At 69.4% G+C, this 14,102-nt stretch carries 12 protein-coding genes; 3 read left to right on the forward strand and 9 right to left on the reverse strand.

The window, feature by feature from the left end:
• Positions 1–71 precede the first annotated feature (71 nt).
• The 3 genes from HXX10_RS16290 to rpsT form a co-directional block, all read right to left on the reverse strand.
• Positions 72–1,184 (reverse strand): glycosyltransferase, encoded by a 1,113-nt coding sequence (locus tag HXX10_RS16290; protein WP_296523819.1) that lies wholly within the window; start codon positions 1,182–1,184, stop codon positions 72–74.
• A gap of 153 nt (positions 1,185–1,337) precedes the next feature.
• Positions 1,338–2,861, reverse strand: a complete 1,524-nt coding sequence (gene dnaA / locus HXX10_RS16295; protein ID WP_296523867.1) for a chromosomal replication initiator protein DnaA — start codon at positions 2,859–2,861, stop codon at positions 1,338–1,340.
• 1,416 nt (positions 2,862–4,277) lie between these two features.
• Positions 4,278–4,541, reverse strand: a complete 264-nt coding sequence (rpsT, locus tag HXX10_RS16300; RefSeq protein WP_296523820.1) for a 30S ribosomal protein S20 — start codon at positions 4,539–4,541, stop codon at positions 4,278–4,280.
• A gap of 186 nt (positions 4,542–4,727) precedes the next feature.
• On the opposite strand from rpsT, the gene HXX10_RS16305 reads away from it, so the two are divergent.
• Positions 4,728–5,048, forward strand: a complete 321-nt coding sequence (locus tag HXX10_RS16305; RefSeq protein WP_296523821.1) for a hypothetical protein — start codon at positions 4,728–4,730, stop codon at positions 5,046–5,048.
• Positions 5,049–5,286: 238 nt separating this feature from the next.
• Here HXX10_RS16305 and HXX10_RS16310 read toward each other — a convergent pair whose 3' ends face one another.
• Positions 5,287–5,859: a heme-binding protein gene (locus HXX10_RS16310; RefSeq protein ID WP_296523822.1), complete on the reverse strand. Its 573-nt coding sequence runs from the start codon at positions 5,857–5,859 to the stop codon at positions 5,287–5,289.
• Positions 5,860–6,110: 251 nt separating this feature from the next.
• On the opposite strand from HXX10_RS16310, the gene msrA reads away from it, so the two are divergent.
• Both msrA and HXX10_RS16320 read left to right on the forward strand, forming a co-directional pair.
• Positions 6,111–6,770, forward strand: a complete 660-nt coding sequence (gene msrA / locus HXX10_RS16315) for a peptide-methionine (S)-S-oxide reductase MsrA (protein WP_296523823.1) — start codon at positions 6,111–6,113, stop codon at positions 6,768–6,770.
• Positions 6,771–7,202: 432 nt separating this feature from the next.
• Complete coding sequence (locus tag HXX10_RS16320; RefSeq protein ID WP_296523824.1) at positions 7,203–7,874, forward strand: polysaccharide biosynthesis/export family protein; 672 nt, start codon at positions 7,203–7,205, stop codon at positions 7,872–7,874.
• A 172-nt stretch (positions 7,875–8,046) separates the two neighbouring features.
• On the opposite strand, the gene HXX10_RS16325 is transcribed toward HXX10_RS16320, so the two are convergent.
• The 5 genes from HXX10_RS16325 to addA form a co-directional block, all read right to left on the reverse strand.
• Positions 8,047–8,373: a cupin domain-containing protein gene (locus tag HXX10_RS16325; RefSeq protein WP_296523825.1), complete on the reverse strand. Its 327-nt coding sequence runs from the start codon at positions 8,371–8,373 to the stop codon at positions 8,047–8,049.
• A gap of 115 nt (positions 8,374–8,488) precedes the next feature.
• Complete coding sequence (locus HXX10_RS16330; protein ID WP_296523826.1) at positions 8,489–9,322, reverse strand: alpha/beta hydrolase; 834 nt, start codon at positions 9,320–9,322, stop codon at positions 8,489–8,491.
• Between the two features lie 114 nt (positions 9,323–9,436).
• A complete protein-coding gene (idi, locus tag HXX10_RS16335; RefSeq protein ID WP_296523827.1) occupies positions 9,437–10,000 on the reverse strand; it encodes an isopentenyl-diphosphate Delta-isomerase in 564 nt (187 codons plus the stop codon).
• A gap of 211 nt (positions 10,001–10,211) precedes the next feature.
• Complete coding sequence (gene trxA, locus HXX10_RS16340) at positions 10,212–10,595, reverse strand: thioredoxin (protein ID WP_296523828.1); 384 nt, start codon at positions 10,593–10,595, stop codon at positions 10,212–10,214.
• Entirely contained in the window at positions 10,592–14,083 is a 3,492-nt protein-coding gene (gene addA, locus HXX10_RS16345) for a double-strand break repair helicase AddA (protein WP_296523829.1), read from the reverse strand. The genes trxA and addA overlap by 4 nt, the downstream gene beginning before the upstream one ends.
• Between the last annotated feature and the right edge of the window lie 19 nt (positions 14,084–14,102).

The following is a 14,102-nucleotide window of genomic DNA, read 5'->3' on the forward strand; positions in this document are numbered from 1 at the left end:
CAATCCCGCGAATTCGGCGTCTCCGCCGGGGCTGCCGGCGCCGCCCGGCCGACTGCGCTGTCCGGGCCGGCTCACAGGCTGATGCCGCCCGGCGGTGTTTCGAGGCCCGAGCGATAGGCCAGGAGCTGCTCGGCCTGCCGCCACGGCGTCACGTGGTGGGTGGCGACATGCTCGCGCGCGGCGGTTGCGATCCGCTTCAGCCGTTCGGGATCGGCGAGCGCCGCCTCGACCACGCGGGTCAGGCTGCCCGGCACGTCGGCGTCGTAATGGAGCGCGTGGACGCCCTCCAGCAGCGGCCGGCAGCGCACGATGGTCGGCTGGTTGATCACCGGGATCGAGTAGACCGAGGCGGCCTCGTAGGTGCGGATGCAGTCCCAGCCGAAGCCCTCGGGCGACCAGGTCAGCCATGACTGCGTCATGGTGCGCATGAACTCGTCGTGCAGCAGCCTTCCGTCGGCGATGACGATGTCCTTGCGGCGGGCGGCGAGTGCCCGCAGCTCCGCCAGTCCGGCCGGCCGCACCGTCGAGGAGTTGGTGGCGGTGGCGACGAACAGGCCGATGGTTTTCTCGGGGAACTCCATCGGCGGCAGGGTCGGCGTGTCGCTCATGAGCCCGATCGCCCACGGCCGCAGCTTCTCGATGCGCTGCCGGTTGCGCGGCGTTTTGCGGAAGCGCGTCGACGGCATCTCCGGATGGACGGTGCGCTGGAACACCTGCCAGCGGTCGATCGGCAGCTCGCGCTTGAAGTACCAGGTGCAGCGGTCGAGCAGGAAGGCGTTGCAGCGCGGGATCGTGCGCATGTCGTCGCTGTCGACCACGATGATCGACATGCGCGGCGGCAGGAGGCGCAGCGCCTGGATGCCGAACAGCCGGATGAACCGTCGCCACGGCCCGATCGGCCGGTGAAAGACGCTGCGCAGCGGCCGCCAGTGCCACGGCGGATGGCGGGTCGGCGGATAGACCACGATGGTGTCGATCTCGTAGCGCCAAGCGCGCCGCCAGAGCTGCCACAGCTCCCGCAGGTTGAACTCGCGGACATTGGTCGGCTTCGGCTCGCCCAGATCCTCCTCGCTGGTCCACAGCAGCGTGGCGGTGCGCGGATCGACCCGCGACAGGAGGCCGCTTCCGCCGATCTCGATGATCGGCGTGTAGGCATGAAGCGGCTCGGTCTCGTCCGTCGGCATCGGCCGGTTCTCGCGTTGGCGGGAGGCCGGCGGGCGTCGTCGGATCTGCTCCCGCTGGTATCATACTCCCGCGAGCCGGCCGCGGTCACGGCCCTCGTGGTTGCCGATCATGTCCCGATCACGGTCCGGCCTGGGGCGGCGCCGACGTGCCGATCACTCCTGGAGCTCGCGCTTGATCGCCTCGATCTCCTCGGCGAGCGCCATGTCGTTGCCGACCAGGCCCTCGATCTTGCGCACGGCGTGCAGCACCGTCGTGTGGTCGCGGCCGCCGAAGCGCCGGCCGATCTCCGGCAGCGAGCGCAGCGTCAGCGTCTTGGCCAGATACATGGCGATCTGCCGCGGTCGCACCACATTGGCGGTCCGGCGCGAGGACAAGAGATCGCCGCGGCTGACATTGTAGCGCCGGGCGACGATGCGCTGGATCTCCTCGATCTTGACCTTGCGCGGCTCCTGCGGCCGGACGAGATCGCGGATCTCGCGCTCGGCGAGCTCCATGGTGATCGGCTGGCCGGTCAGCTTGCTGTGGGCGAGCAGACGGTTGAGCGCGCCTTCGAGGTCGCGCCCGTTGTGGGTCACCGACTTGGCGATGAAGGCCAGCACCGGGGCCGGCACGTCGAAGTCGGCGTAATGGGTGCGGGCGCAGGCGACGCGCGACTGCAGGATCTCGAGCCGCAGATCCTCGCCGAACGAGCCCATCTCGACCACCAGGCCGCCGGCGAGGCGCGAGCGCACCCGGTCGTCGAGGTTTTCGAGGTCGAGAGGCGGGCGGTCGGCCGCCACCACGACCTGCCGGCCGGCGTCGATCATGGCGTTGAGCGTGTGGGAGAACTCCGCGAAGGTCGACTTCCCCTGCAGGAACTGCAGGTCGTCGATCAGCAGCACGTCGGTCGCCCGCAGCACCTCCTTGAAGGCGAGGGTCGTCTGGGTGCGCAGCGACGAGACGAAGCCGAACACGAATTTCTCGGCCGTGAGATAGAGGACGCGCCGCTCGCCGCCGGCATTGCCGGTCCAGGCGATCGCCTGCAGCAGGTGGGTCTTGCCGAGCCCGACCGCGGAATGGACGTAGAGCGGGTTGAACATCATGTTGTCGCCGCGGCGCGCGGTGGCGAGCTGCTTGGCGGCGGCGTGGGCGAGCGAGTTCGAGCGGCCGACCACGAAGCTGTCGAAGGTGAGCCGCGGGTCGAGCGGCGAGCCGCCGATGGCGTCGTGGGCCGAGGTCGCATGCGAGGCGGCGGCGTAGGACATGGCGCCGTGAGACATGCCGCCGTGAGAATTGCCGCCGTGCGACATGCCGCCGTGAGGCGCGGCGCCGTGCGACAGGACGGTATGGCCGTTCATCGCGCCGAAGGTCGTGGGTACGGGGTCCATTCGCATGGTCGCGGGAGCGCCGGCGACCCGGGCGGCAGCCGCCGCCGGCCGCATCATGGCGGAGCGCACCGACAGGTCGATGCGGCGGACGAGGGGTTCCTCGCCCTGCCAGCAGGCCAGCACCCGCTCGGCATAGTGAGACTGGATCCAGCTCTTCAGGAAGCGGGTCGGAACCGACAGCCGCACCGTCTCGTTCTCCACGCTCTCCAGCTCCATCCGGCCGAACCAGCTCGAGAAGATGTCCTCGCCGACCTCGGCCCGCAGGCGTCCCTTCACCCGCGTCCAATGTTCGTGGTGGTCGTTCGTCATCGACATGGCCTCACGCATTCCGCCCGGGGCGGACAACAATAGGTCACGTGTCGAGAGCCGCGAGAGCGGCCACTCCGACAGGTCACACGCAGGGGATCAGCGAAAGCGTCTCTCGCGCCTCGTTTCCGGGCTCGGGCGGCGCCTGCTGCGGGTCAGCTTCCGGGAGGCCAGAGCGTCGTCCTTCGGGAAGAAGGAGACGAGGAGGAGGCGGGGGAGCGCGGGATGTCCCGAGGGGAGATCGCGAGAGCGAAGCCGGACCTGCCGGCGGCCGCGGGGTTCGGTACCGACTGGGTACCGAAACGGTTTTGCCACATTTTCGTCATGCTAGCCCCTGGACTTTGTCTGTAGTTCGGCCTCGAAGCCACAGAAATCACGCTCAGCCACCGAAGTGTTGGTTCGGCAGTTGTCGTACAGTCCCATTATTTCAAGTACAAGAAGGCGGGTTGATACGCCGTACTAGTTCCTAGCGCGTTCGCATTTCTACTTGGAACATCCATCGCCCATGTGAACGCTTTGCCGGTGACTCACGATCTCAACCTCTTCTTCGTGAAACCCGCCTGTCGGCGGGGCCTGTCTCCCACCAATACACAGGGCCCCCCGGCCTCGCAATGCCTTGGATGGGGCGGCTGGGCGGCGTCCCCCGTACCGACTACCGCCGGAGCGGCGCCGAATCCTCTTGCAAACCACAACTGCCTGTCTGAGCGGGTTATTTCATCGTCCTGTGACAAACCGGCCGGACCAGGGGAGACAGTCGCCACACAGTCTGGCGACGGCGGCCGATGGCGGTGGCGTCCCAAATGCCGAGTGCTCTTCCCGGCATTCCCATTAACGTCTTGTTAATACTTCAAAATCCTTGCGCGCTCGGGCAGGGTAACTCCCGGAAATATCGGGGCTTTTCAAGAGAGACCGCGAGGCGTCTGCATATACGTAAAACTGCTTATGGGGGCAGTCTTCGTTAATTCGGACATCAAACCGTTGCGTCTCGGTAACGGTGGTGCCAAACAGCAACGCTTTCCCTGAGTTGTTCCGCCCGAAAAACAGAGCGGAATCGCATCGTTCAAGGTCTTCGGTGCCAGCCTGACGGCGGCTCCCCACGCATGTTTGGATCATCGCAACGAAAAGGTGATCGGGCAAGCGGTGGCCTGCGGCCGGCACATGGCCGTCAACCGTTTTTCGTGCGGTGTCGGGGCAGCGGTGGGTCACCCGACGCCCAGCCGAGGCGAGGCATCGGCGGCCGAAAAGAGGCAACCGGGCGATGCCCGCCGTCTCGTTCCTCCGGTTTCGAGGAGACGCCATCCCGGACCGCGGTCCGAAGCACCGGCCCCTGAAACGACGTCGCTGAAACGATGTCCCCGAAACGAAAATGGCCGGGACGAGCCCGGCCACCGAAACTGTCGTATCGGTCCGACGACGCGATCAGGCGAGCTTTCTCACCGCGTGGGTCAGGCGGGCCACCTTGCGGCTGGCGCTGCTCTTGTGGACGACGCCCTTCTGGGCGGCCCGCATCAGCATCGGCTCGGCCGCCTTCAGCGCCTCGGTCGCGGCTGCCTTGTCGCCGCTCGCAAGCGCGTCCTCGACCTTGCGGACGAAGGTGCGCATGCGCGACCGCCGCGCCTTGTTCACCTCGGTGCGACGCGCGATCTTGCGGGTGGCCTTCTTGGCGGAGGATGTATTGGCCATCTGACGTTTTATCCGGTTCGGCGCCACGCTCTGCAGGGGCGCACAAAAACTTCTGCGGCACGCCCACGCGCCGCCGAGTGAGCGACGCTTATAAAAGGGCGATATCGCGCCGTCAACGGCCCCTCTGTCGAAACCTGGCGACGCACGCTATGCTCCGTCCATCGTCCCGCCAGCGCAGCCGCTCCCATGATCCGCTTCGTCTTCCGATTCTTCGGCCTCTGGATTCTGGCCGCCGCCTTCATCTTCCTGATCTACGACGGCACCAAATCGATTGCGGCCGGCGTCGTGCTGATCAAGCCGTTCGGGGAGACCTGGAACGACATCCATGCAGGAAGCCTGCAGGCGCTGCAGCCTCTGATCGAGCGACACCTGCCGCCGGCCGTCTGGGATCCGGGCATGCTGACGGTGCTCACCGCGCCGACCTGGCTGGTGCTCGGCGTCGTCGGCATGGTGCTGGTGCTGCTCGGGCGCAAGAAGAAGCCGCTGATCGGCTTCGCGCGGCGCTGAGGCGTTCGATTCGCCCCTGATTTGGCCTTCGGCGGGCGCCGGGTCGTGACCGCGGCGTTGCCGCCGCGGTCCGTCATCGGGTTGTCCGGGGGTCCTTATACAAGCCGTCGCTGTCTTCGACCTTCATCGTCATTGCCGGGCTCGACCCGGCAATCCATCGAGCTTCGAAAGAAGCTCTTTTCGATGGATGCGCGGGTCGAGCCCGCGCATGACGAGTCGGAGTGTGTGAAGGCTGGTATTACTTGATGGTCTCGGCGCCGGCCTTGCATGCCGCCGCGTCCTGGTCGCCGGTGCCGCCGCTGCAGCCGATCGCGCCGATGATCTTGCCGCCCGTGATCAGCGGGAAGCCGCCCGGCGAGGCGACCAAAGTCGGGTCGAGCGTGGCGACATAGGGGTGCCCGGTCTCCATCGCATTGTAGAAGATGCGGGTTTCGCGGCGGAACCGCGCCGCCGTGCGGGCTTTGCCCTGCGAGACCCCCACCGAGGCGACCTGGGTGCCGTCGGTTCGCTCGAAATAGACCAGGTCGCCGTTGGGATCGACCACCGTGATCGCCAGCTTCCAGGTGCGGGCGCCCTTGCGGGCTTCGGCCGAGGCGGCCGCGACGGCCTGCTTGGCCTGCTCGAGATTGATGGCGAGCCCGTAGGGAATGTCGAACGGCATCTGGTCGGGCGTGCCTCCCGAGGGCGGCTGGGCCGGCGGGGCCGCCGGGGCAGGGGCCGGGGCCGGCGCGGGGGCCGGCTGCTGGGCGAGGGTGCTGGTCGCAAGCATCGTGATACCTGCCGCCAGGCAGGCGATCGTCTGGGCGCGCATCGACGTTCTCCCGAAGTTGTCGCGCCCGCCTCGTTGGAATGGGCGGGCGGCACGGACGTGCGCCGGCAGCATAGTGTGGCACCGCCCGCGCGCGAAAGGATTTCCGGTGGCGGCCCAGGGCCCGAGCCGGGCGCTGATCAAGATGTGATCTTCGCGCCGGTGCCGGGCCTGGAACCTCCTCCTATATGTCGGTCCGACGGCAAGACGTCGAAACGTCCGACGACGAGGCATAGGACCGAGAGGAGACCGCGATGTTCCTGTTCCGCAAGAAAGCCGAGATGCCGGCCGCCGACGAGATGCTGCCGGGCCGCGCGCGGCCGATCCCGACGGCGCCGCACCATTTCGTCAACGGACGGGACCTGCAGGGACCGTATCCGGAGGGCCTCGAAACCGCGGTGTTCGGGCTCGGCTGCTTCTGGGGCGCCGAGCGAAAATTCTGGCAGCTCGGCGACGGCGTCCATGTCACGGCGGTCGGCTATGCGGGCGGCGGCACGCCCAATCCCACCTACGAGGAGGTGTGCTCCGGCCGCACCGGCCACAACGAGGTGGTGCTCGTGGTGTTCGATCCGGCCCGCATCTCCTACGAGCGCCTGTTGCAGACGTTTTGGGAGAGCCATGACCCGACCCAGGGCATGCGCCAGGGCAATGACGTCGGCACCCAGTATCGCTCCGGCATCTATGTGACGTCGCCGGCGCAGCGCATCGCCGCCGAGGCGTCGCGCGACGCCTATCAGACGGCGCTCGACGCGAGCCGCCACGGCAAGATCACGACCGAGATCCGCGACGCGCCGCCGTTCTATTTCGCCGAGGACTATCACCAGCAGTACCTCGCCAAGAATCCCGGCGGCTATTGCGGGCTCGGCGGCACCGGCGTGAGCTGTCCGGTCGGCGCCGGCGTGCCGGCCGGCTGAGCCGCATCGTCTCGCCGCCATCTCGTCACGTCGCGGCAGCCGGGCCTGTCCCCATAGGCGCAAACTTGACGAGTGACGTGACGACTCACGGTCTTGGTCGTTCCGGGGCGCGGCCGGCAGGCCGCGAGCCCGGAACCCATAACCCCGGTCTGCGTGTATGGATTCCGGGCTCGCCGCTGCGCGGCGCCCCGGAATGACGGAGTGCTGGGGCTTCAGCACAGCACTGACTTTGCGCCTATGGGGCCTGTCCCGGCCGGCGCTTTATGGCGCCATGTTGCTGCCCCGCCGCGGCACCGTACTGGAATCGCGCATCGCGGCAACAGCGCGCGAAAGCCGCGGGCCGCCACCAAAAAGCCCGCACACGCTTAGGCTTTTTTAACGATAATAGGGCGTTAATCCGGACAGTAGAGTTCAAGGGTTGTCCGGATTCCCATGCGGCACGTTCGTACCCTCGTTGTGATCTTCGCCGCGCTGGCCGTGTCCGGCTGCATGACCACGCCCCGTCTGTTCGCGCCTTCGGCGCCGCCGCCCCCGCCGTCGATCGACGCGGTCGTCTATGGCGGCCCCGGCGCTGACGTGACGGGCGCCGTTCCCGGTCCGTCGCCCGCGGTCGCCGCGGCGCTCGTCAGGGCCGACGATCCCGATCCGCCCTACACGCTCGATTCCGGCGACCGGCTGCGCGTCATGGTCTATGGCCAGGACGGGCTCACCAACACCTATGCGGTCGATGCCGCCGGGCGCCTGACGCTGCCGCTGATCGGCGCCGTGCCGGCACGCGGGCGCACCACCGCCGATCTCTCGCGTGCCATCGCGTCGCGCCTGCGCGACGGTTATCTGCGCGAGCCGCATGTCGCCGTCGAGGTCGAGGCCTATCGGCCGTTCTTCATTCTCGGCGAGGTGACGTTCCCGGGACAGTATCCCTTCGTGGCGCACATGACGGCCGAGACCGCGGTCGCCATCGCGGGCGGCTTCACGCCGCGCGCCTATCGCTGGGAGATCGAGATCACCCGGCCGACTCCGCAGGGCCCGGTGCGCCTGAAGGGGCCGATGCTGACGCCGGTGCGCCCGGGCGACACCGTGGTGATCTCCGAACGCTGGTTCTGAGCAGAGAACGGGCGGCCGGTGCCATTGCACTCGGCGTCATCGCCGGGCTCGACCCGGCGATCCATCGATCTTGTGACAAGCTCTTTTTTGCGAGTCGGATGGATGCGCGGGTCTTCGCCCGCGCATGACGGGCTTTTGCGGGGCGGCCGCCGGTCGTCGCACGAGCTGCAGGTCACCGATGGTGGACCGCGAGCCACACGGTGGCGCGCTCCGGATCGGTCGCCTCGACGCGATGGCGCGCATGCGGTGGAATATGCACGTAATCGCCGGGCAAAAGTGCGCGCGGCGTCGCCTCGCCCTCGAACCGCAGCGTTGCCGCGCCGGCGAGCAGCACCACCCATTCGGCCCAGCCCTGGTCGTACCAGAAGCCCGGCGGGTTCACCTGGCCGTGCGAGACGATGCGCTCGATGCGCAGATCCGGGGTGGCGAGCAGCGTCGCGATGGTTTCCTCGGATCGCCGCTCCTGCGATCCGGCGAAAAGATTGCCGCTGGTGATCATACCGTGCCTCCACGGGCCTGCCCGCGCGGCCGGCCCTTGCGGATCCGGGCGGGCATCGCGGCCGCCGGCACCGTGATGGAAACCGAGCCCGAAGTCCATCGCCGGCCGTGACGTATCAGCCGGCCGGCACGCCGAGCTTGGCCGCCAGCCAGTCGGCGACGAGGCGTGCCACCGCATCCTCGCGGCCCTTGTAGAAGTGGTCGCAGTTCGGGACGATCTCGACGTCGCACGGGCCGCCGGCCCGGTCACGGAACGCTTCCGCCGGGTAGTGCTGGGCCGGCTCCTGGTCGCCCCGCACATAGAGCACCGGGCATTTGATCTGCGGCGCCAGATCGAGCGTGAAGGGCATTTGGGTGGTGCGGTCGATGAACGCCTCGGCCGAGGTCACGTACCACCAATGCGGCAGAAAGATCAGCTCGCGCCCGCGCCCCGCCGCGCACAAGGCCTCGGCCTGCGCCTTGATCTCGGCGAATTTGTCGCCGGCGAACAGGCCGATCTGGCCGACCCGCTCGTTCTGGCGTCCGCCCGCATGGGCCGAGAGCAGCACCAGGCACGGCGTTCTCGGGTGGGCGACGACATGCGGCACCGACAGCATGCCGCCATTGCTGTGGCCGATGACGATCGGCGCGTCGTAGCCGCGGGCCGAAAGCCACGCGGCGGCGAGGCGGTTGTCCTCGATCGCCTCGTGGGTGAGCTGGAAGGCGGCGCCCTCGGCGGCGCGGCTGTCGCGGATGGCGAGGATGTCGTGGCCGCGGCGGTTGAAGGCGAGGCAGGCGAGACCGAGCCGCGTCAGCACGGGCGGCAGGAAGCGCGGCGCGCCGGTGTAGAAGTTCATGGTGTTGCCGTGGAACAGCAGCACGGCGCCGCGGATCGGCCGGTCGTCCGGCCAATGGAAGGCGCCGTCGAGCGGCGTCGTGTCGGTCGGTATTGTGACGAGCTCGGTGCGCATGGGGCCGACCTCGATGGTGCTTGGACGTGGCGGCAGGGGAGGGGACGCGGAGGGCGACAGCGTGGCGTCGGGAGGACGAGCGGCGCGATCGGATCGCGCCGTCGTGTCGTCAGGTCACGCCGGCCGGGCGAGCCAGGCGGCGATCTCGTCGCGGTGCGTGTTCAGGTAGTGGCGGAACCACACGGCGTAGTTTTCGGGATGCTGCTGCTGGTCGGCGAACAGCGTGTCGAACGGCACCCAGGCGAACTCGCTCACCTCGTCGGGGGCGGGCTCGACCACGCCGTCCCAGGTGCCGCCGAAGGCATGCACCAGCTCGTCCTCGATGAAGCCGTTGGACAGCGTCGCGCGGTAATGCGTCTTGAACAGCGGCACCAGCGGGCAGACGAAGCCCATCTCCTCGGGCAGGCGGCGCAGCGCCGCGTCGAGCGTCGATTCGCCCGGCCTCGGATGGCTGCAGCAGGTGTTCGCCCACAGGCCGCCCGAATGGTACTTCGCCGGATTGCGCCGCTGCACCAGCATGTCGCCGTGGGCATTGCGCACCAGCACCGAGATGGCGCGATGCGGCAGGCCTCGGCGATGCACCTCGGTCTTGCCGGCGACACCGAGCGGCCGGTCGTCGGCATCGACCAGGATGATCTGCTCCTCGGTGTCGCGTTCCGCGATCACGTCGACCGCCATGGTTCGTGTCTTTCGTGCTGCAATGCATCGTCGGATAACGCCGCGCCCGGGACGCGGCCCAGGGTCTCGGGCGCAGTATAGGCGAGGCGATGGATTTGCAACAGCGTTCCGCCCACCGCTCCGGCCCAGGGGGCCCGGCACGCGAACGGCCGGCGCGAGCGCCGGCCGTCGGTTCGTCAGGTGAAACGGAGCCGGGAGACGGCCGCGCCGCTCACACGGCGGCCGTGATCCATTGCTCGAGCTTCTGCTTGGGGGCGGCGCCGACCTGGCGCGACGACAGCTCGCCGTTCTTGAACAGCATCAGGGTCGGGATCGACATGATGTTGTACTGCGCCGCGACCTTGGGGTTCTCGTCGACGTTCAGCTTGACGATCTTCACCTTGCCGGCGAGCGTGCCGGCGATCTCCTCGAGGGCGGGCGCGATCATGCGGCACGGGCCGCACCACTCGGCCCAGAAGTCCACCACGACCGGCTTGTCCGACTTCAGAACCTCGGCCTCGAAGTCCTGGTCGGATACCTTGGTCACGCCCATGCCATACCTCGTTCGCGTTTGATTGTCGGGCCTGAACGTATGAACGCGCCCGGGATGCGTCAAGGCGCCACTGCCGCGACCCCGAGACGGGCCAGCACGACGTCGCGGCTCTCCGCCGAAACGTCCATCAGATCAGGCGTGTCGGTCCATACCAGGGCGGCCCGGACCGGCTTGCCGGGGTAGAGCGAGGCCAGCACGGCGCCGTAGAGGGCGAGCTGGGCCACATAGGCCGGCGGGGCGTCGGCCAGCCGGCGCGGGGCCGGGCGATTCGTCTTGAAGTCGGCGATCAGCACGGCATCGTCCGTCACGGCGAGGCGATCGATCTGGCCGGAGACGAGGAGGGGCGGCCCTTCGCGTCGCATCAGGCGGCCGACGATCGGCACCTCGGCGCGGCTGCCGGGGCCGAACAGCGCGGCGAAGCGCGTGTCGTCGAGGATCGCCAGCGCCTGGGCGAGCAGCCGTGCCCGCTCGGCCGCGTCGAGCTCGGTGGCGTTGCGCGCCAGCAGGGCGTCGGCCGCCGCGGCACGGGCCTCGCGCGGCAGATCGGGCAGCGACTGCAGCAGGCGATGCGCCAGCGTTCCGCGCAGCCGTGCGGCTTTCCGCACGAGCTCCGTGTCGGCGGAGCGCGGGCGGGCGGGCGCGACGGAGTCGAGCACCCGGGACGGCGATACCGGCGCGAGCGAGAGCGGCGTCGCCACAACGGGCGCGCGCAGCCAGCCGGGCTCGGCCGGCTCGGCGGTCGCCGGTTCCGGCGGCTCGGGTGCCGGAAGCGGCTGCCCCAAAATCTTGCGGTAGACGTGCACGGGTGCGTCGTGGCCCTCGATCGTCTCCTCGGTGACGCCCGGCTTGCCGGCGAGCTGCGTCCTGATCAGGTCGTGCCAGCAGCCCTCGGGCGGCTTTCGCACACCGGCGCAGCCGCAGACGATCAGCCGATAGGCGGCACGCGTCATCGCCACGTAGAGGAGCCGGCGGTACTCGTCCTCGGCCTCCTTGGCGGCGGCGGCGCGGGCGCGGGCGACGACAGCCGGATCGGCCTCCTTGCGGCCGGCCCAGACGATGGCGCCCGGCGTGTCGGGCGGCGCCCCGTCGGGCGCCAGCGTCAGCAGGCGCGGCGGCCGCGGGCCGGCGGGCGGCTGGGTGGTGTCGGCCAGAAAGACGAGCGGCGCCTCCAGACCCTTGGCGCCATGCACCGTCATCACCCGCACCTCGTCGCGGGTGATCTCCATGTCACGCTTGATCTCGCTCTCGGCGGCGCGCAGCCAGGCGACAAAGCCCTGCAGCGAAGGCGTCTCGCGCCGCTCATAGTCGAGCGCCAGCGCCAAGAACTCGTCGAGCGCGTCGTTCGCCTCGCTGCCGAGACGGGCGAGGACGCGGGCGCGCCCGCCCTCGGCGCCGAGCAGCCAGGAGAAGAAGTCGAACGGGCCGTGCCGGCGCGCCGCCTCGGCGCAGCGGGCGAAGCACGCCGCCGCGACCGCGAAGGCCGGGCTTTCCTCGGCGGCTGTTTGGAGTGCGGCGTGGAGCGAGCCTCCGCGGCCGCGCGCGAGCTGAAACAACAGCTCGTCGTCGAAGCCGAACAGCGGGCTCTTCAGCGCGATGGCGAGCGCCAGATCGTCGGTCGGCAGCAGGATCGCGTCGGCGAGCGCCATCAGGTCGACGACCGCCACATGCTCGGTCAGCGCCAGCCGGTCGGCGCCGGCGACCGGCACGCCGGCCTCTTCCAGGGCGCGGATCACCGCCTGGAACATGGCGCCGCGCTGGCGCACCAGCACCAGCACGTCGCCGGCGCGCAGCGGCCGGTTCTCGTGGCCGGCCGGCTCGCGCCGCGCGATGGCGTCGCGGATCGTCTCGGCGATGCGTTTGGCGAGGCGCACCTGCGGGCTGGTCTCGACGGTGGCGTCGAAGGGCGCGTCCCAGCCCTCCTGCTCGGGCCGCGGCTCGGCCGGGGTGAGCGGCCAAAGCTCGACGACGCCGGGCGCAGCGTCGGGCAGCGGCTCGTGCGGCGGCACGCCGGCCTCGTCCGAGGTCACGCTCGAAAACATCTCGCGGGTCTCGAACACGGCGTCGACGGCACCCAGAATGTTGGCGCCGGAGCGGAACGAGAACTTGAAGTCGCGCCTGAGAAAGGTCAGGCCGCTCGCCTTGTGGGCCGTCTCGAAGTGGCGGCGCATGCGGGCGAATTCCTTCGGCACGGCGCCCTGGAACGAGAAGATCGACTGCTTCTCGTCGCCGACCGCGAAGATGCTGCGTCTGGTCGCTCGCGCGCCGGCCCCGGCCGTGAACTCGGCGACCAGCAGGCGGATGATCTCCCACTGCTTCGGGCTGGTGTCCTGCGCCTCGTCGATCAGCACGTGGTCGATGGCGCGGTCGAGCTTGTAGTGCACCCAGCCGGGCGCCGTGTGGCCGAGCAGGGCGAGCGTCTTGTCGATCAGGTCGTCGTAGTCCAAGAGGCCGCGGCGGTTCTTCTCGATGCCGTAGCGGGCGATCACGGCGGTCGCGATGGTGACCAGCGCCGCAGTGCGGTCGCGGCACATGGCGGCGGCGCGGCGTGCGACCAGCGCGACGACGCGGTCGCGCTCCAGCATCAGTCGCTCGGCGAGCCCGGGGTGCTTCTTGGCGAGCGTGGAGGTGACCACCGCCTTGCGCGGCTCGCGCTTGCCGGTCAGGAACACGTCGAGATAGGCCTCCAGCCTCTCCGGCCCGGCGGCGGCCGCTGCGGTCGAGAGTCGTGCGCCCTGCTTCTGGTCGTTGCTGGAGCCGCCGTTGCATACCGCAGCGACCGCAGCCCATTCGGACGACGGCAACAGCGGTCCCTCGACGATCGCTCTGTCGATGTCGGCGAGCGTCTCGCCCGGCGCGACGCCGAGCGCGGCCGAGAGCGCGGAGATGGCCTGATCGAGCCCGCCGGCGGACTCGATCCAGCCGGTCAGCGCATGGCGGCGGAACACCGCCTCGCGCACCAGGTCGCGCAGCGTCTGGTCGGCCGCCGCTGCAAGCGCATTGCTCAGCGCCCGGCCGAGCGCGGTTTCGCGTGCCGTCGTCGCGTCCAGCAGAACGCCGAGCGTCGCGCGGTCCAACAGCTCGTCGGTCGCCCGCTCGTCCAGCACCGAAAAATGCGCCGGCACGGCGGCCTCGAACGGAAATCGCTGCAGCAGCCGCGTGCAGAAGGCGTGGATGGTCTCGACCTTGAGGCCGCCCGGCGTATCGAGCGCCGCGGCGAACAGCTTTCGCGCCTGTTCGCGCTCCTTCGGCGAGATGGTCTTGACGCCGAGCGCGCGGAGCTTGGCGTCGAGTGCCGCGTCGTCCAGAGAAATCCAGCCGGCGAGCTGGCCGAACACCCGCTCCGCCATGTTGGCGGCCGCCGCCTTGGTGAAGGTGATGCAGAGAATCTTGGCCGGATCGACGCCGGCGAGCAGCAATCTGATCACCCGCTGCGCCAGGACGTGAGTTTTTCCCGAGCCGGCATTGGCCGACACGAACGCCGAGACCTTCGGGTCCGCCGCCTCCGTCTGCACGATCGTGACGGCGTCCGGGATGGTTCGCACGCGGCTCATGAGAAGGCCTCGCGCGTCT

The organism is Rhodoplanes sp. (assembly GCF_013377085.1).
Classification (GTDB): Bacteria; Pseudomonadota; Alphaproteobacteria; order Rhizobiales; family Xanthobacteraceae; genus Rhodoplanes.